The sequence below is a fragment of the Xanthomonas albilineans genome (genome assembly GCF_002939705.1).
In the GTDB taxonomy this organism is placed as follows: domain Bacteria; phylum Pseudomonadota; class Gammaproteobacteria; order Xanthomonadales; family Xanthomonadaceae; genus Xanthomonas_A; species Xanthomonas_A albilineans.
Genome location: NZ_MDCB01000009.1, coordinates 20758 through 38471, shown reverse-complemented (window position 1 = coordinate 38471; position 17714 = coordinate 20758). Strand labels below are relative to the sequence as shown.

Below are 17714 nucleotides of genomic sequence, written 5' to 3'. Positions count from 1 at the left end.
ACATGCCTCAGTGGTACTTTCTCACCGGCAGCGAACAGACCCGCTCCGGGCCGTTCGACACCGCCGCCGCGATCGCATTCGCGCGCAACCACCCCAACGCCCTGGCCTGGTGCCAGGGCCAGAGTAATTGGCAACCAGTCGCTCAGATCGACGCCCTGCGCGACAGCGGCATCGGCGGCATGCCCCCGGATCTGCCACCACCGCCCGCGGGTAGATCCGACGCCATCGACTACCGCATCGTCGGGCACGAGATGCAATTCGTGGAGATCGAACTGGACCCTGGCGAAAGCGCGGTGGCCGAAGCCGGCGCGCTGATGTTCAAGGACACCGCGGTGCAGATGGACACCGTGTTCGGCGACGGCTCTGCCAATCAAGGCGGGCTGATGGGCAAGCTACTCTCGGCGGGCAAGCGTCTGGTGACCGGCGCGACCTTGTTCACCACCGTGTTCACCCATCAGGGCCAGGGCAAGGCCAAGGTGGCCTTCGCCGCCCCGTATCCCGGCACGGTATTGGCGATGAAGCTGGACCAACATGGCGGTTGCCTGATCTGCCAAAAGGACAGCTTCCTGGCCGGCGCGCGCGGGGTGTCGCTGGGGATCCACTTCCAGCGCAAGATCATGACCGGCCTGTTCGGCGGCGAAGGATTCGTCATGCAGAAGCTGGAGGGCGATGGTTGGGTCTTCGTGCATGCCGGCGGTTGCGTGGTCGAACGCGAATTGGCGGCCGGCGAGCGCGTGGACGTGGACACCGGCTGCGTGGTCGCCTTCCACGCTACGGTGGACATGGACGTGCGCGCGGTCAGCGGGATCAAGAGCATGCTCTTCGGTGGCGAAGGCATGTTCCTCGCCACGCTGACCGGTCCCGGCAAGGTGTGGCTGCAATCGCTACCGTTCTCGCGCCTGGCCGCGCGGATGTTCGCCGCCGCGCCGCAGGGCGGCAGGCAGAACCGCGACGAAGGCTCGGTGCTGGGCAACTTCGGCCGCATGCTGGACGGCGACAATAACTTTTGAAGTGCCACCGCGCGCGGCGCCCCGGCTGTACGCCCGGCGCCGCGCCGCTCAGGGTGCTGGCGGCATCGCGTTCATGACCGCCAGCGTCATCGCTTCCACGCCGGTGCGGATGCTGGGCTGCGGGACCGGCGCGAAATCCGGCGAATGGTTGACCGGAATGCGTTCGCCTTTTTGTTTGGCCTGTTGCAGCCACTGCGGGTCGAGTCCGCCGATACTGAAGTACAACGATGGCACGCCGGCTGCGATGAAGGCCGAGTAGTCTTCGCTGGCCGCGCTCGGTTCGCTCTGGCGTTCGGCATCGCTCCCGAACGCCTGCGCGAACACCGTGCCGGTGCGCTCGGCCAGCGCCGTATCGTTGATCACCGCCTTGGAACCGTGCGCACCCAACGCAATCTGCGGCACGGGCGCGCCGGCCATCTGGGCGCTGGCAAGCGCGGTGCGGCGTACGCCATCGAGCAACTTGTCGCGGACCTGCGGATCGTAACTGCGAATGGTGCCGCGCAGCTGCGCGTGCTCGGGGATGACGTTGCCGGCATCGCCCGCGTTGAATGTTCCGATGCTGACCACACCGAACGCCGCCGGGTCCTTTTCGCGGCTGATCACGCTCTGCACGTCGACCACGAAGCGCGCGGCGATGAGAATCGGGTCGATCGTCGCCGCCGGTATCGCCGCGTGCCCACCCTTGCCTTCGAACACCACCTCCAGCGAGTCGGAGTTGGAGGTCATCGCGCCGGGCTTGTAGTAGACATGGCCATACGGACCCGGGCCGACATGCAGCGCAAAGCCATAGTCCGGCTTGCCGAACCGGGCGAACAGGCCGTCGTCGAGCATCGCCTGCGCGCCGCGACCCTTTTCCTCCGCCGGCTGGGCGATGAACATCAGCGTGCCGTGCCACTGCGTGCGCAACTGCAGCAACGCCGTGGCCGTGCCGACCCAGATCGCCATGTGAATGTCGTGGCCGCAACTGTGCGCCACGTAGGTGTCCCGATCCTTGGAGTGCAGATGCACGGTGCTGGCGTACGCTAAGCCGGTGGTTTCGCGCATCGGCAGCGCGTCCAGTTCGGTGCGCACCATGACCGTCGGCCCGGGACCGTTGCGATAGATCGCCACCAGTCCGGTCTTGCCGATGCCCTCGTTGACCTGGAAGCCCAGCGCGCGCATTTCCTTTGCAAGCCGTTGCGCGGTCGCGGTTTCCTCGAAACCGAGCTCGGGATGCTGGTGCACGCTCTTGTACAGCGCCTCAAGCTGCGGATAGTGCTGTTCGAGGACGCCGTCCACGTCCTGCTTCACCGCCACGGCATCCAGCGCGTGGCAGGGAAACGCTGCGCACAGCAGGAACATCGACAGGCACCGCAATGGTGGGCGTCTCATGGCAGGTGATCCAATGATCGGGACGAGGTCTCACCGCAAGGTGTCTGTTGTGTCGAATGCATGGCGGCAAGATACCAATCGGGGTGTAGGCGGACAACGAATTTCATAGCGCATAGCGCGTGCGGCAACGCGCAGTTCGACTCATTGGACGATCTGCCGTCCATCGCCGCTGTCGCCGTCGGCCCACCGAGCGGCTTACCGGCGGGCAAGGTCACCGCGTGTATGCTCCTCCGCTCACCCACATCACACTTCAGCACGACCTCCGCCATGACCGCCTTTCGTCGCTCGCGTTTCCTGCTGTCTGTGTCCCTGGTCTGCCTGCTCGGCGCCTGCGGCGGCGAGCCCAAGCCCGCCGCGCCTGCGCCGGTGGTCCGCGATCTTGTACCGGCGCCTGCAACCAAACCGTTGCGGATCGGTATCGCCCTCGGTGGTGGCGCGGCCAAGGGGTTCGCCCACATCGGTGTCATCAAAATGCTGCAGGCCAACGGCCTGGAACCGGCGGTGGTCTCCGGCACCAGCGCCGGCAGCGTGGTCGGCGCGCTGTACGCCAGTGGCATGGACGCGTTCCAGTTACAGCAGGCGGCGGAGGCGCTGGACGAACGCAGCATCCGCGATATGCGCCTGTTCTCCGGCGGACTGATGCAGGGCCAGGCGCTGCAGGACTACGTCAACACGCAACTCAAGTACACACCGATCGAGAAACTCGCACGACCGTTCGCTGCGGTGGCCACGCGTTTGGAGGACGGCGAGCGCACCGTGTTCGTGCGTGGCAACGCCGGTCAGGCGGTGCGTGCTTCCAGCAGTATTCCCGGCGTGTTCGAGCCGGTCGCCATCGGCAAGTACCACTATGTCGATGGCGGCGTGGTCAGCCCCGTGCCGGTGGACGCCGCGCGCCAACTCGGCGCCGACGTGGTGATTGCCGTGGACATTTCCAGCAAGGCCAGCGGCAAGAATCCAAGCGGCATGTTCGGCATCGTCAACCAAACGATTGCGATCATGGGGCAGCGCTTGGGTCAGCAGGAACTTGCGCGCGCAGACATTGTGATCCGGCCCAAGGTCAACGAGATTGGCGCGGCGGATTTCGCGCAGCGCAACGCGGCGATTCTGGAAGGCGAGAAAGCCGCATTAGCGGCGATGCCGCAGATCAAAGCCATGCTGGCGCAATTGCAGCAGCAACGCGCGGCGGCGGCGGCGGCCGCGGCGAAGGCGACGCAAACGGCAGCCCCGCCACCGTGCCCACCACGCTCGCGCCTGGGTCGTTTGTTTGGGCGCGATGCACCTTGCAAGCGTCAGGACTGAGCTGCGTCGAGCCGCCGTCGGGGCGGTCAACGTCCTCCATTGGATCGCGCTGCACCATGGACACTAGTCTGGTGGTTCGCAACTGGCTTCTATGATTGAACCGTACCTACCAGCACTGTAGAAATTGGAAATGAGCGGGTTGGATTATTAGGCTAGACTGCATTTTAAGACAGGGTAATAGCAAGGCCCCATTGCAATGACTCGTCATCATCGGACATGCGACACTGCTTGTCAGAAGAATGCCTGGCGCGGATCTGCCTCGCGCCTTTTACGCCCCATCCTGCTTTTTTTAGTCTCCATCTCAGCTGCGACAGGATGCACTGCCATGAGCAATGCGGACACATCGGCATCGACCGAACCATTTCGAGATCAGCAATCCACGACAGAGGCCAAGACCCAGATCGGGCACTGGATCGTTCCCGAGATGACGCTTGCGGATGCCATGCTAGCCCTTGGCGCGCGAGGCTTCTCTTGCAAGCCCGCTGAGCCAGTGTCGGGAAAATTCCAATCGTCGGTCCTGTGCCTTCGCTCGACACCGGCATCTCCACCACCGCACCAGCGTATAACGGCTCCAGCCACCCCGATCAATTGGTTCGTCACACTGAATTCCAAAGATGGCGCATTGGTCACCGACTTTGAGGTGGCACGCACACCGAGAGAAATTGGGGGCTAGCAATGCCAGGAGATGAAGCAAAAATTATCGTGGGGACAAGCCCCGTTGCCGCTGACCGACGGCACGCATATCTCATTTTCCAACGATCCGATGGTAGTCAAACGGTCGTCCGCGGTGGCCCGGATGCGCGTACAGAAGGTAACGATCTAACCAATCTCGTAGAAAGTACGCTGCTAGGTTCCGACAAATTTGGCAACATCCGCGTTGATACCGCGCCCTATGTTCCGCCATACAACGCCGTGTACCAGAGGCAAACCGATGGGTCCATTCGCCCAATACCGGTCGATCAAGCCAAGCCCGATGACCCAGCCCTGTTTCGAGATGCGCAAGGAAACGTCGTTGTGCAACAGGAAGTCGCGCCAGATTGGCCGCTCCCGGGGGAAAAGCACGAACGCTTGGTCGTGTGGCGAGGAACCGATCAGGAACTTGAGCGGAAGCTGCATTCGGCGCTTGCGGCAGGAAAACAGATCAACGATGCAAAGCTTGAATATTCACCGCTGTACAACAATAGCAACGGTGTCGCCAGCACGCTATTGAAGGCCGCCGATGTTGCCCCGTCACTGCCGCTAGGCAAAGACGGTAAAAAAGTAGATGCGCCTGACTTCGGCGAGAACTTGTATCAAGACGTTGGGCTCGCGTCCAGCCGGAGTGGCTATTGGTTCGACGGCAAGCAGTGGTACGACGGTGACGATCGTAAAATCAAGCCTCCGCAATCTGGCGAGCCTACCGTCCCGCTTGATCCAAACGACGAGAAGAAATCGCGATCAGGTTCTTTGCATAGCAGCCTCGACAATACACCGCAAGAGGGACAACACGGAAGGCAAGCTTTCGGTACGGGCGACCACGATCTCGATCGACTGGCTGCCTCGTTGTTGGCTAACGATGATGCCGAGGTTTCGCGTGTGTCCGCACAAATCGAACAGTCACCTCAAGTCCAAGCCTACGCGCAATTGGGACGTGATCTGGTTGCGGCACAGCAGCGAGAAGAACTCCAGCAGCAAGAAACGGCCAGGCAGATCCAAGGTCCCATCATGAAAATGTGATAGCCCATCGGCATCGGAACGCACATGTCCAGCGAGCAAGAACTCCCCAGCCTACTGACATCGCTTCAAAGCACGCTCAAGCTGCAATCGGCGTTGATGGCCAAGTTCGAGCAACGTGAGGCACGTATGCAGGCCACCTTCGATCAACAAATGCAGGCATTGCAAGGCGATCTCGCGCAGTTACATCGCCGTGTGGATAACATTGTGGTTGGAGCAAGCTCTCAGATTGCCAAGGAAGCCAAGGACGCGGTCGCGCCGGTTGCGGCACGATACGACCGCGCCGTATCGGCCACGTCTGCGCAGTTGCAAAAAGCCAACAAAACCGTGTGGCTGTGGTTTGTTGCCGCAGGTGTGATCCTGCTGCTCGTTCTTCTCGTCGGTTGGGCTGTATTAGGTTATTACCGCCGCGAACTTTCGGTTGTTAGGGAAGAACTCCAGCGCTACGAAAACGCGATCCCTATCCTCCAAGCCTATTCCGCATCCGATGCGGTCATTTGCGGTGGCCGTATATGCGCCGATATCGATTCCAATGGGCAGCGGACGGGCAGCAAGCACCAGTATCGGCAGGCCAAGCCGCGCCCCTTGCAATGAGGATTTATGTGCGGATGCGGATCGATTCACGTCTCTCGCCAGACGACGGTGCGCCTGTAATAACCCGCCGGTTCCTGCACAGCTCATGCGGTTAATGTAGTGGCACAGGCCGCATCTGGGGTTTGCATCCTGAGTGCTTGGTGCGGGTTTGGGTTTGGGTGTGGGCGCTGGCGGTTGTAGAAGGCAATTCAATCGCCGATCACCCGCAGGGCATGCACCTGACGTTCGAAGCGGTGCCGGTGAACGCCCTGTTCCTTCAGGGTACGTATCATTCGTTCCAGCATGCCGTTGTGATGCGGGCAGTGCGGTGGAGGGGGGCTACTCAGAATCGGGCGGACGCCGCTCCACCACCACGTCGATCAGATCGCCGATGCGGCAATGCGCTTCCAGCGGGTGCCTGAGCGGCACCCCGCGAACGATGCGGTAGGTGTTTTGGCGCCCGTCGCGCTGGCGCTGTAGTACCCCGGCCGCTTCGAGTTCGGCCACGATGCGCTGGACGGCCCGCTCGGTAATGCCGACCTTGGTCGCCACTTCCCGCAATGTCTGCTGCGGGTCCGCGGCTAGACAAAAGAGCACATGGCTGTGATTGCTGAAGAAGGTCCAGCCGCTGGGGTCCATACCGTTCGTCCCGGATACACTATGGTCGAAAGCCTAGCCTATTGACGCGAACCATGTAACGCGATCTATAATGCACGACACACATATCGTGTATAGGAGATCGCATGTCAGCACTGCCCAACCCAGCCGCCGTTCGCCTGCCCGCCCGGACCATTGCCGTGGCCGAAGGGGACGGCATCGGCCCGGAAATCACCCGTGCGGTGCTGAAGATCCTGACGGCAGCAGACCCAGGGCTGTCGTTCACGCCACTCACCGTCGGGCTTGAGGCGTACCGGGCAGGGCACGCGGCAGGCTTCGATCGCAGTGTCATCGATGCGGTCACCGAGCACGGCGTGCTGCTCAAGGGGCCGATCACCACGCCTCAGGGCGGCGGCTACAAGAGCGTGAATGTCTCGCTGCGAAAGACCTTCGGTCTGTACGCCAACCTGCGCCCCTGCGTGGCCTACCACCCCTTCGTCGCCACGCATCACCCGGGCATGGACGTGGTCATCGTGCGCGAGAACGAGGAAGACACCTATGCCGGCATTGAACACCAGCAGACCGACGAAGTCGTGCAGTGCCTGAAGCTGGTGTCCCGCCCAGGCTGCGAGCGGATCGTGCGCTACGCCTTCGAGTATGCACGTGCACATGGTCGTGGCAAGGTCACCTGCATGACCAAAGACAACATCATGAAGTTGACCGACGGCCTGTTCCATCGTGTGTTTGATGAAATCGCGAAGGAATATCCGGAGATCGCCAATGACCACATGATTATCGATATCGGAACGGCGAAGATGGCGGTGGATCCACGTCGCTTCGACGTGGTGGTCACCCCAAACCTCTACGGCGATATTCTTTCGGACGTCGCGGCCGAGGTGGCGGGATCCATTGGTCTGGCCCCCTCGTCCAATATCGGCCGCCATTGCGCGATGTTCGAAGCCGTCCACGGCTCGGCGCCGGATATTGCCGGGCGCGATCTCGCTAACCCATCCGGATTGCTGCTCAGCGCCGTGATGATGCTCGTCCATCTGCAACGCCCGGCTGCGGCCACCGCCATCCACAATGCATGGTTGCGCACGCTCGAAGAGGGACTTCATACCGCCGATATTTTCGGTTCTCACAGTCAGCGGCAAGTCGGCACGCAGGAATTTGCCGACGCGGTCATCGCGCGTCTTGGCCAAAAGCCACAGCAAATCGCAGCCGTTGATTACCCAGAGCAACCCAAACAGTCAGCCGCTCCGGTTATCGAATCGGCACGTGCGAAGGTCGCCAAAACCCTGGAAGGCGTGGATGTCTTCGTGCATTGGGATCAGCCAGGACGCGATGCCGACACGCTGGGCAACCAATTGCAGGCATTGGCCGGTCCGGATCTCCGGCTGGCCCTGATTACCAATCGTGGGGTGAAGGTGTACCCGAGCGGCTTGCAGCAGACCACGCGTACCGATCATTGGCGGTGCCGGTTCCTGGCGGCGGACGGAACCACGCTGAAGCCTGCGCACATTTGTTCGCTGCTACTGCGCCTGTCCGAAGCGGGCTTTGAAACCGTCAAGACCGAGAACCTCTACGCATTCGACGGGGTCAGGGGTTACTCGCAGGCGCAGGGCGAGTAAGCGTATGGCCCAGCGCATGCGTCTGATTCGATCTACGCTGGCCGCTCGGCGGCGGTGTTGACGCATTACGGCAAGGATGCCGTACTGGGCGCACGTTTGGGAAAAGCCTTGAACTGCCACCTCTTCTACATCGGGCTGAGAAGCTAGATCTGAGCCGAGCAAGCCTGGACGCCACCAGTGTGCCCCCTCCCGGGGGCCTTTAACAGCAGAACCCGACCGATCGCGGCACACACGGTAGCAAGCGGCATCTCTGATTATCGACCGCAACGGCGTGCCCTCGGCTGTGTGTCACTGACGCCAAGCGGCTGAATCCCCCCAGGGTTCCGTAGATATTCCGTTGCCTATCTATCATTTGATGTAACTACACGCAGAACTACCGCTCCTTCCGCCAATTGAGCGAGCCACGGTTCTCCACCGTGGTCGATTCCACCTCTGCGTCGAAGCCGTGGCCGAGCAAATATTTCAGGGTCAGTACCGAACCACTGCCGATTAACGACACGCCATAACTGACATAAAGTTTCGGCGAGAGATATTTGCCGAACCCAACCACCGAACCGCCGAGTGCGCGCGATTGACTCACACCCGCATCATCGAAGCCGAGTCTGCCACCGAGCTGCGAGGCGAGCAGGCCGCTGCCGGCCGACAACGCGCTCGCGGCGGCGGTGACTTGATTGGCTTCGTCGCTGCTGGTGTTGCCGAGGCTGCGGCCAAGCACCAAATAAGACATCGCTTCGGATTGCGACATCGACGGGTCCGACCACACTTCCGCACGCGGTGCGGTGGCGCGGCCCGTCACGTCGATCCCGGCGGTGACGTCGGCGACCTGGCGCTCGGCGCGGATATTGATGCGCGGGTCGGACACGATATTGTTGCTCCAGGCCAATTGACCGCGCGTGATCGTCAAATCCTGGCCGTAGGCCTTGTACTTGCCGCTGACATCCAGACCGCCGGTGGCAGTCATCTCGCGGCCTGGGCGCGAGCGCACTTGCATCGTGCCAGTCAGTGCGCCCTTGAGGCCGAAGCCCGCCATCTTGACCTGATCGCCGAGGGTTACCCGCAAGTCCATTTCCAGCGGTGAACTCGCCGTTGCTTGCGGATCGGCGGGATCCAGCACCACGACGTCCTCGGAGAGCGACGTGCCGCGATCCAGGCGTTCCAGGTTGATGTCGGCCGAAGGCACGGTGACCTGGCCGCTCAACAGCATCGTTTTATTGGCGATGCCGAATTGCAGGTCGGGATTGATGACGGCACGCAACTCGGCGGTATTGGAGGCCAGCACGTTGTTGCCGTGGATATTCAATTGCAACGGTGTGCTGTCGCCGTACCAGGATAATCCGCCGTCGACGTTGAGCGTGCCCTGGCCGGATTTCACCGAGGCGACGATGCGCGCCGAACCGTCCGGCTGTGCGTCGAAGCGGCCTTGGCCTTCGCTCAGGGTCAGGCCGAGCGCAGGCAGTTCGCCAGTGAAATTACTGAGCGTGGCCTGCCCGCCCATCGCTGGTTGTGCGCGGGTGCCGCGCAGGCTCACATGGCCTGCGACCAGGCCCTTGGGTTGGACCAGATCGGGCGAGAACAACTCCATCCAGTACAGCCGCGACATGTTCATGTAGATCTCGCCGATCAGCGGCGCGGATGCCTCCCAGCCGGTGTCGACCGTGGCATCGATGAAGCCATCGCCCTGGAAACCGATGCCGAGCTTGGAATGGATGTGCTGGGCGCCGAAATCGGTGACGAAACTAAATTGGTCGTAGCGCAGTAATTCGTCATGCGCTTTGTCGCCCAGGCGCAGGCCACCTTCGCGCGAGGCCAGCCGCAGTGTGCCTTCCCAGGCGCGACCGGCGGGTTTGATATTGCCGTCGATGGATAGATCGCCACGCAGATACATCTGGCGGCCGCTGTTGGGCGGCAGCCATGGTTGCACCAATGCCAGCGGAAGGGCGTCGCCGTGCAGCGTCAGCCCCTGCTTTGGCCAGTCGGCCCAGACGCACAGCGTGCCGCCGCCACTGCGCGGCGCCAGGCAACTCTGCGACAAAGTGAAGGCGCTGCCGGCCACGGCAACGTTGGCCGTTTGCTGCAATTGCCAGGGCTCGCCCTTGGCCGGCGCGATGCGTAGTGTGTTCAATGCACCCTGCCAGCGCGCGCCGTCGCGGCGGATCTGTCCCGCCAGGGCCAGTGCGCCCATGTCATTGTGGATGTCCGCATCCAGTTGCAGGTTCTCCACCGCGCCACGCGCATCCACACGCAGTGTCTGCAGCAGCATGCCGGCGTTGATCGCACTGCCACGCAAGGCCAATGCGCCACCGCTGCCGCGCCAGGGGAGGTGTCCGCGCAGGCTGATGCTGTCGGCGCTGTTGCCGTCCCATTTCAGCGCGCTGCCGCTGAGGTCGGCGCTGAGGTCGGGCGCCTCGGGACGGCCTTTCAGTTGCACACGTCCGTGCAGGCTGCCGGCCGCGCCAGGCAGCAGGTCGGCCAGTTGCAAGGGTTGCAGTTGCGCGTCGAGATCGAGTTGGTCGCCGATCTTGCCCTGCGCCTGCACCCGGCTATCGCCCAGGCGCAACTGCAACCTGCCTTCGCCCTGTTTGCCCTGCAACGCCAGCGCCGCTTTGGCATCGAGCGGGCGGCTGCGTAGACGCCCGCTCAGGCGCGGCACGGTCAGTGTGGCCTGGTAGCCGGCAGCGCTGCCATCGGCGTGCGTCGGCAATTGTTTGCCCTGGGAGGCGAACGTGCCGGACAGCGCCCCGTCCCAGCCGGGTGCGAAATAACCCGGATCGAATCCCGCCAGCGTGCCGTGGACGTCCCAGTGCACGTCCGGTGCCCAGGCGACGTGGCCGCCGAGGTCGAGCGTGCCGCTGGGCATGCGCGCCCGCACCTGCGCCAACTGTGCCTGCTGATCGTCACCGCGTACATCCAGGTGCAGCGTGGCGCTTTCTTTGCCTCGCGCGACGGTGGCGTCGCCGTAGGTGGCCCATTGCCGCACGCTACCCGCTAGGCCGAGGTGGGCGTCGACCAGGGTGATCGGGATCGCCGGCGCATGCGGCGTGGACGGATCCGGCGCGGGCGTAAAGCGCATGCCGCTGGCGTTGACCGAGAAAAATAGGTGCGTGTTGGCCGGATCGCGCAGATCGGCGTTGCCCCGCAGTCGCATTTGTCCATCGAATGCGTGCAGTTGCAAGAGCGTGACGGTGAGGACCTGATTGTCCAGGCGTAACCGGGATGGATCCAGCACCACCTTGTTTCCATCGCGCGACACCTCGCCTTGCAGCGTGGCGTCGCCGCCCTTGCCCGTCGCGCGCAGATCGAACGCCAGCGGCACGCCAGCGGCACCGGCATCGGCGTCCGCGGGCAGGAACAAGGAGGGGTCCAGGGACGCGCTGTGCGCGGCGAATGTCCAGCTGGGATCGCGACGACCGCTCAATACCACCGTGGCGCGCAATGGCGCCGGTGCGTTGCCGGCGATGGCCACCGTCAGCTTGTCCAGGTCGCCGCGCGCGACCAGCCCCAGGCGTGCCGGCGTGCGCCCGCGCGCGGCCGGCAGCACCGCACTGGCGGTGAGGTCGGTCTGGTAGTCGTCCGCCGGCACGTAGTGGCCGTCGACACGGAAATCGCCACGGTCGCTGTTCATCGTCACCTGGGTGGCGCGAAATTCGCCGTTGGCCACTTCCACCGCGCCACGCAGCCGCTGGATCGCGATCAGCGGTTGCTGGGCTTGGGTGATGCGCAGGCCATCGATGGCGATGCGGTCGGCCTGTAATGCCAGCGGCATGTCGATCTGCGGCAGCGACTGCGGCCAGCGCGGCAGCTCGAAGGGGGTATCGCTCTTGGCCAGGTTGAGCGTGGCGTTGCGCAGTTCCAGCGCATTCAATTGCAGCTTGCGCCCCAACAGCGGGCGCAGATACGGATCCAGAAACACACGCTCTGCGGTGAAGTGAATTTCGTGATAGCGAAAATCCAGGTTGTACAGGGTCAACGGTCCGGCCAGCGGGCCGTCGGCGCGTTCCCAGGTCAGACTCGAGTCGGCCGGCAGCCGTGCCACCAGCTGCGCCAACAGCACGTCGCGGCCGGCCACGGTCTGCAGCAACCAGTACAAGGCGATCACCACCAGCACGCCCAGGCCGGCGATGGTCAGTGCCGATCCCCACCAGAAGCGTTGACGCCTGTAGAAGCGCGGCCCCCGTGGCGGCGGCGTTGCGGACGTGGACAGACCGGCTGACCCGCTCACAGGTTGGCTCCGATGTTGAGATAGAGCTGGAACTGCGAATCGGGCCGGTTCAAGCCGTGGGCGATATCCACGCGCACCGGACCGATCGGCGAACGCCAGCGCAGGCCCACGCCCACGCCAGTGTGCCAATCCGGAGTCGTATCGAAGGCACTGCCGCTGTCCACGAACACCGCTCCACCCCACGGCCCGCCGTTGAAGTAGTGCTCGTACTCGGCACTGCTGGTGAGGACGTATTTGGCGCCGAGCGCGAAGCGATCCGGTCGCGGCGTGCGCGGGCCGACTTCGCGGAACGCATAGCCGCGAATGCTGTTGTCGCCGCCAGCGAAGAAACGCAGGCTCGGTGGCATCGCCATCAGCGCATCGGTCCAGGTGCTACCGGCTTCGCCGCGCAGGATCAGGCGATCGTTCTCGCCAAACCCATGGAACCAGTTCACCCGCATCAGCGCTTGGGCGAAGCTGGCGTCCGAGCCCAACCCCTTGGTGCCGCCGCGCAAGCTGACGTTACCGCTGAAGCCGCTGCGCGGGAACACTTTGTCGTCCACACCCACGTAGTTGGCCTCGATCTGCGGGTAGAGCAGTGTCGAGGTCTCGTATAGCGCGCCATCGAATACCTTGTCGGTGGCATAGCGCCAGCGTTCGCGCAGCGCGTTGAGCGAGGCGATCACCATCCAGTGCTCGTTGATTTCGCCACTGCGGCTGCCGGTGAGTTTGACGTTGCGCAGGTCGATGTAGTCGGTCTGTTCGTCGTAGGCACGAAACGAGGCGGTGTACCAACCGTCGAGCCAGCGAAATGCGGGAATTCGGTAGCTGGTGATGAAGCTTTTGCGCTTTTGCGCGTAATCCAACTGTGCACTGAGCTTGTGCCCGCGCGTGTTGACATAGCGACGGTCCACGCCCAAGCGCACACCGGCGCCGCTCTCGCTCCCGTAGCTGAGGCCGCTGGTGTAGATACTGCGCTTGGCGAGGGTGAGCTTGACATCCACCGGCACGTCGCCTTTGGCGTCGGCTTCCTCTGGTTTGGACTGGATGTCGATGGCGCTGAAATAGTCGAGTTTCAGCAGCGACTCGCGCAGGCGATCGAGCTTGCCCTCGTGGTAATAGCTGCCTTCTTTCCAGTACACAAGCTGGTCGAGCAGGTGCGGGTTGAAGTAGTCCTGATGGAAGCGGATCGGCCCCATGTTGTAGCGGCGGCCGCTGTCCCAGCGCAGATCGATGTCGGCGGCGTGGTCGGCGCGGGTGATCTCGACCTTGCGTTGGGTGAAGTCGGCATCGAAGTAGCCGCGCTCGGCCAGACGCCGGGTGATGGTGACCTTGCTGGTTTCGTAGACATTGCTGACGAAGATGTCGTGCGCTTGCGGACGAAAGTTCTTCAGATCTTCGCCCAGGTAGTGATCGTCCTCGGCCGGGCCGGTGATGGCGACCTCGAAGTGACGTACCCGCACCGGCTCGCCCTTGTCCACGCGGATCACCACGGTCAGCTTGTCGTCCTGACGCGGTGCATCGACGCTGATGGTCGGAGTGAAGTAGCCGAACGGTTCCAATGCCTCACGGGTCTGCCGCTGGGCCTGGCTCAGCAGGTACTCCAGGCGCGACTCGCCCTGGACCTTGCCGATCGTCTCGTACAGCGAGAGCGACACTTGGATGTTCTGGATCATCGCGGCGTCATCTTTTTTATCCAGGCCCTGGATCTTCACCTTCTCGATGGTGCCATTGGCCTCGGCGAAGCCGGCCAGCACGAGCAAGGACACAAGCAGGGCAAGTCGGAAAAAGGCGCGCATGGGTAGCAGAATACCGATACATTGCGTGAAGCGGTGAACCAGTTGGGATTGCACCCGGGCGCCGCTGTCGTCTCCACAGCGCATGCCATGACCGCCAAACAACCAGGCACAGATCGCCCACACGCCTGCGTAGCAGGGCTGGACCGGCACTACCATCTGGCGACGCGCTCGTGTGCATGTAACGCTCACCATTGGAAGCGCTACGGTATGGCCCGTGGTGTCTGTAACTGCGCCACGCTCTCGCGCAACGCTGCCACTTCGGCTTCCAGTGCTTGCACGCGTCGTTCCAATTCATCGTGTGCCGATACTGTCGGGCGGGATTTGAACGTCGCCGCCAGCATCTGCGCATCGACTGGCCCGCAGAGCAGGTGCATATAGCGATCCTCCCGTTGTCCGCTGGCACGTGGCAACAGTATTGCCAACTGACGTTGCACTAGTCGTTCCAATGAATGACGGACATCCTCGGCATCGGCAAAACGCGCCATGCGTTCGGCGCGCGTCAGCAACTCATTGACCGTCTGCGGACCACGCAGCAACAATAACCCGAGCAACACGACCTGCTGCTGAGTCAAATCCAGCGCTGTGGTCACCCGATGTTCGTAGCGCTCCGCCCGCGAGGAGAACTGTTGTCGGACCAAGCCACGTGCTTCCAATTGGCGTAGCGCATGTTGCACATCGCCTGAATTCAGCGTCATTACGGGTTCACGCGAGGTCTTCTGATTGGCCGCCATCACCGTCGCATGGACCGTGAGTGGATACGCATCCGGTGTGGTCGCCTCTTTCTCTATCAGACAGCCCAGTGCACGTGCCTCAATGGCGGAAAGAACGGGGACGGTAGGCGTGTCGGTCATTGTGGCTGTTTCCAATATGGCGAAGGTCGTTCTCAAGATTCAAATGCAAGAGTCAATTTGAAGGCTGTGATCGTGTTTTCCATCGCGCCTCGTCGGGCGTCCTCCCGACGGACGCGCTGTCGGGGCCGAGGATTCATCAAAAGGGCAGTGTAATGGAGTCAAGTTTGCTTGATGTCGGAGAGAGTCGTGCCCTTGGTCAGGCCGCGTCGCCCGACAGCCCACACGCACGCGGGGCGGGCGGAAGGCGTTGGCATACATCGGCATGATGCTTTGCATCAATCTGCTGAAGCGATCCCGCCACATGACACGACGACCACGGATACGTCGATGTCGTCTGCCTTCCTCGATCAACCTTTACGGTCACCCGTGGAGACGAGCACGCGACCCACATGGCGCATCGGTGGTCGTGATCGAGGACATGCTGTCGTCTTACCTGAATGCCCATGGCTCAGCGTCGCGTCACAGCGGTTCAGACGCGTAGATATCGAACACGCATGTTACTCGCGACGACTCTCGATTTGGATCAAGGGACGCTTTCGAGTACTCGGATGACAGTCGTTTCTCGACATCCAGACACCTCACCTTGGTGGAGAGATGTTGCAATTAGAAATGGATTCGGCGCGTTTCGGCGGGCAGGCGAGTTGCCTGACCATGCCGGTCGGCTTTCAGAATGCGCGCCTCGTGACGGTTGACCGCCTGATGCCGATGCGGGTAACTGGCATTGTCGGCATTCTTACTTGCTGCCGCGCCGATCGGGCGCGGCAGCGTTCACTTGCTGATGTGATCGCAGGAACGCGGCGAAGCGGCGCCCCTGCGATCTTTCGCCGCTGGCTCAGCGCAACTTGTCGAAGAACCCCTCGCGCACGGCGATGGTGCACTCGTCTTCGGTCACCAGGTGCTCGAGCGCGCTGTTGTCCTTGGGATTGCCGGAGCCCAGATCGAGCACGGACACCTGGTTGCTGCCGTTGGCCTTGAACGCGGCGATGGCCGTCTTGGCGTTCTTCAGCGGCACGGTGGCGTCGTTGTCGGAGCCGCACAGCAGGGTCGGGGTACGCGGTGCCCAGTTGATCACGTTGTTGCGGGTCAAGTCGCGCAGGAACGGGTTATTGATGTTCTTGGCGAAGTCGTTGTAGAAGCCCGGCTGGAAGTAGCGGTGGATTTTGTCGACACCGGGCAGGATGTCGCTGCCGAACAGGTCGATCAGGCCGTACTTGCCCGGGAACAGCGCCTCGACCTTGTTGGCCCATGGATCCTGGAACACCTGCGACGGGTGCTGATACACGTTCTGGTAGGTGTGCTGCATGCCGACGATGGCGTAGCTGGCCAGCAGGATGCCGAAGGTGTTCTCGCCCACGGCGTTGCGACCGCTCCAGCTGTCGCGGAAGGTCTGGCTGAGTGCATATGGGCCGGAGATGGGGGCGCTGGCAACCAAATTGAACTCGTTCGACAGGTGTGCTTCGATCTCGCGCTGGGTGGCCATGGCCGCATGGCCGCCCTGCGAGAAACCGGTCAGCATGACCTTGCCCGACAGCGGGGTGTTGAGCTTTTTCAACACCTGCCGTGCCGCGCGCATCGCGTCGATGGTGGCGCTGGCTTCGGAGCCGGCGTGCAGGTAGGGGTGGAACGGATAGTTGGAACGGGGGCCGATGCCCAGGTAATCGCTGCTTACCACCACGTAACCTTGGGTGGCTAGGTGGGTGACCATGGTGTCGTCGCCCTTCTCCTCTTCGACAATTTCCTTGGCCTGTTCGGCGGAGCGCTTCGTCTCGGTACCCTGGTCATAGCTCACCAGCGGGAAAGGACCGTGGCACTGTTCGCCGCCGGGGATCAGTAGTACCCCGGAAGCGGTGGCGGGCTCGCCATTGACGCCGATCGTGGCATAGGTGAACTCGGCGACGCGCACATCGCACTTGGCCTTGTCGTTGGTTTGACCGTTGGCCAGCAGGGTGGCGATCGCATTACGGGTGTAATTGGCCAGGACAGCGCTCTCGAGCACGGTACCGCGCGCCGGCGATGCCGACGCGGCCATGGGCAGCAGCGCTCCGGCGATCATGACGGAAAGAGCACTCAGTGCAAGACGGTTTTGTAGCTTAGCCATGGGAAACATCCTCGTGTTTGAAATCCCAATCAGTCTGGTGGGGTGGTTCTGGTGTCAAACGGTACTATGGCGATACGATGATTTCTAAGACAATGCAGTTAAGATGTTTATCTGCCGTATCGATTCAACTTGGCGATAGACTGCGGCGAGTGAAGAACAACAAAAGAAAAGGCATCAATGTATCTTGACAGTACGGCAATGGTTTGCCAGGGCGGCGTGAGATTTTGTTGATAATCCGCACGGTTAGTGTTTACTTTATCCTACTTTGTCAAAACTGGGTGATGGTCCAGTCATGCTGCTTCAGCCGTGCCAAACCCAGATTTGGATGTTCCATCATTAAATAATTGTGATTTTAAGATAATCGCGGCGGCGGCCGTTACGTATCGTGTGCACACTATTTCTATGAGCTGTATCGCTTTTCACTCTGTCGTGAGAGAAGCGCAATGTTTGCTCGGGTGTTACCACAGGCGGTGTGCGCCAGGGGCTCGGTGGTGCTTGTACAACACCGCAGGGTCAGATGTGGATTCGGACGCCAACACGCTGCGCGGTCTTCGTTCCGCGCCCTTGGCTTCTA

General features: G+C 62.3%; 11 protein-coding genes. 5 read left to right on the top strand and 6 right to left on the bottom strand.

Features of this window, described 5'->3' with window-relative positions; translation table 11 throughout:
- The first annotated feature begins 2 nt into the window (after positions 1–2).
- Entirely contained in the window at positions 3–1010 is a 1008-nt protein-coding gene (locus XalbCFBP2523_RS09535; protein WP_045766557.1) for a TIGR00266 family protein, read from the top strand.
- A gap of 48 nt (positions 1011–1058) precedes the next feature.
- On the opposite strand, the gene XalbCFBP2523_RS09530 is transcribed toward XalbCFBP2523_RS09535, so the two are convergent.
- Entirely contained in the window at positions 1059–2381 is a 1323-nt protein-coding gene (locus XalbCFBP2523_RS09530; RefSeq protein ID WP_045766556.1) for an amidohydrolase, read from the bottom strand.
- A 267-nt stretch (positions 2382–2648) separates the two neighbouring features.
- Between XalbCFBP2523_RS09530 and XalbCFBP2523_RS09525 the strand changes: the two genes are divergently transcribed.
- The 3 genes from XalbCFBP2523_RS09525 to XalbCFBP2523_RS17130 all read left to right on the top strand — a co-directional run bounded on the left by XalbCFBP2523_RS09525 (position 2649) and on the right by XalbCFBP2523_RS17130 (position 5987).
- Complete coding sequence (locus XalbCFBP2523_RS09525) at positions 2649–3680, top strand: patatin-like phospholipase family protein (protein WP_045766555.1); 1032 nt, start codon at positions 2649–2651, stop codon at positions 3678–3680.
- 675 nt (positions 3681–4355) lie between these two features.
- Complete coding sequence (locus tag XalbCFBP2523_RS17135) at positions 4356–5396, top strand: hypothetical protein (protein WP_230599230.1); 1041 nt, start codon at positions 4356–4358, stop codon at positions 5394–5396.
- Between the two features lie 24 nt (positions 5397–5420).
- The gene (locus XalbCFBP2523_RS17130) at positions 5421–5987 is read left to right on the top strand and encodes a hypothetical protein (RefSeq protein ID WP_012917611.1); all 567 of its coding nucleotides are present in this window, start codon (positions 5421–5423) and stop codon (positions 5985–5987) included.
- 318 nt (positions 5988–6305) lie between these two features.
- Here XalbCFBP2523_RS17130 and XalbCFBP2523_RS09500 read toward each other — a convergent pair whose 3' ends face one another.
- Positions 6306–6605 carry a winged helix-turn-helix domain-containing protein gene (locus tag XalbCFBP2523_RS09500; protein ID WP_012917610.1) on the bottom strand — a complete coding sequence of 100 codons (300 nt, stop codon included), beginning with the start codon at positions 6603–6605 and terminating at the stop codon, positions 6306–6308.
- A 104-nt stretch (positions 6606–6709) separates the two neighbouring features.
- On the opposite strand from XalbCFBP2523_RS09500, the gene XalbCFBP2523_RS09495 reads away from it, so the two are divergent.
- A complete protein-coding gene (locus XalbCFBP2523_RS09495; protein WP_045761175.1) occupies positions 6710–8194 on the top strand; it encodes an NADP-dependent isocitrate dehydrogenase in 1485 nt (494 codons plus the stop codon).
- A 373-nt stretch (positions 8195–8567) separates the two neighbouring features.
- Here the strand turns inward: XalbCFBP2523_RS09495 and XalbCFBP2523_RS09490 are convergent, their stop codons facing one another.
- From XalbCFBP2523_RS09490 to XalbCFBP2523_RS09475, 4 genes are all read right to left on the bottom strand, one after another.
- Positions 8568–12413 (bottom strand): translocation/assembly module TamB domain-containing protein, encoded by a 3846-nt coding sequence (locus XalbCFBP2523_RS09490; protein ID WP_230599227.1) that lies wholly within the window; start codon positions 12411–12413, stop codon positions 8568–8570.
- Positions 12410–14191 (bottom strand): autotransporter assembly complex protein TamA, encoded by a 1782-nt coding sequence (locus XalbCFBP2523_RS09485; RefSeq protein ID WP_045766898.1) that lies wholly within the window; start codon positions 14189–14191, stop codon positions 12410–12412. The genes XalbCFBP2523_RS09490 and XalbCFBP2523_RS09485 overlap by 4 nt, the downstream gene beginning before the upstream one ends.
- 200 nt (positions 14192–14391) lie before the next feature.
- On the bottom strand, positions 14392–15042 hold the full coding sequence (locus tag XalbCFBP2523_RS09480; protein WP_045766554.1) for a YceH family protein: 651 nt from the start codon (positions 15040–15042) through the stop codon (positions 14392–14394).
- A gap of 832 nt (positions 15043–15874) precedes the next feature.
- Complete coding sequence (locus tag XalbCFBP2523_RS09475) at positions 15875–17140, bottom strand: lipase family protein (RefSeq protein ID WP_045766553.1); 1266 nt, start codon at positions 17138–17140, stop codon at positions 15875–15877.
- Between the last annotated feature and the right edge of the window lie 574 nt (positions 17141–17714).

Excerpts from the sequence above, each read along its gene's own strand:
- XalbCFBP2523_RS09480 (WP_045766554.1), bottom strand. The coding sequence starts at position 15,042 with ATGACCGACACGCCTACCGTCCCCGTTCTTTCCGCCATTGAGGCACGT.
- XalbCFBP2523_RS09535 (WP_045766557.1), top strand. The coding sequence starts at position 3 with ATGCCTCAGTGGTACTTTCTCACCGGCAGCGAACAGACCCGCTCCGGG.
- XalbCFBP2523_RS09475 (WP_045766553.1), bottom strand. The coding sequence starts at position 17,140 with ATGGCTAAGCTACAAAACCGTCTTGCACTGAGTGCTCTTTCCGTCATG.
- XalbCFBP2523_RS09530 (WP_045766556.1), bottom strand. The coding sequence starts at position 2,381 with ATGAGACGCCCACCATTGCGGTGCCTGTCGATGTTCCTGCTGTGCGCA.
- XalbCFBP2523_RS09485 (WP_045766898.1), bottom strand. The coding sequence starts at position 14,191 with ATGCGCGCCTTTTTCCGACTTGCCCTGCTTGTGTCCTTGCTCGTGCTG.
- XalbCFBP2523_RS09495 (WP_045761175.1), top strand. The coding sequence starts at position 6,710 with ATGTCAGCACTGCCCAACCCAGCCGCCGTTCGCCTGCCCGCCCGGACC.
- XalbCFBP2523_RS09500 (WP_012917610.1), bottom strand. The coding sequence starts at position 6,605 with ATGGACCCCAGCGGCTGGACCTTCTTCAGCAATCACAGCCATGTGCTC.
- XalbCFBP2523_RS17135 (WP_230599230.1), top strand. The coding sequence starts at position 4,356 with ATGCCAGGAGATGAAGCAAAAATTATCGTGGGGACAAGCCCCGTTGCC.
- XalbCFBP2523_RS09525 (WP_045766555.1), top strand. The coding sequence starts at position 2,649 with ATGACCGCCTTTCGTCGCTCGCGTTTCCTGCTGTCTGTGTCCCTGGTC.
- XalbCFBP2523_RS17130 (WP_012917611.1), top strand. The coding sequence starts at position 5,421 with ATGTCCAGCGAGCAAGAACTCCCCAGCCTACTGACATCGCTTCAAAGC.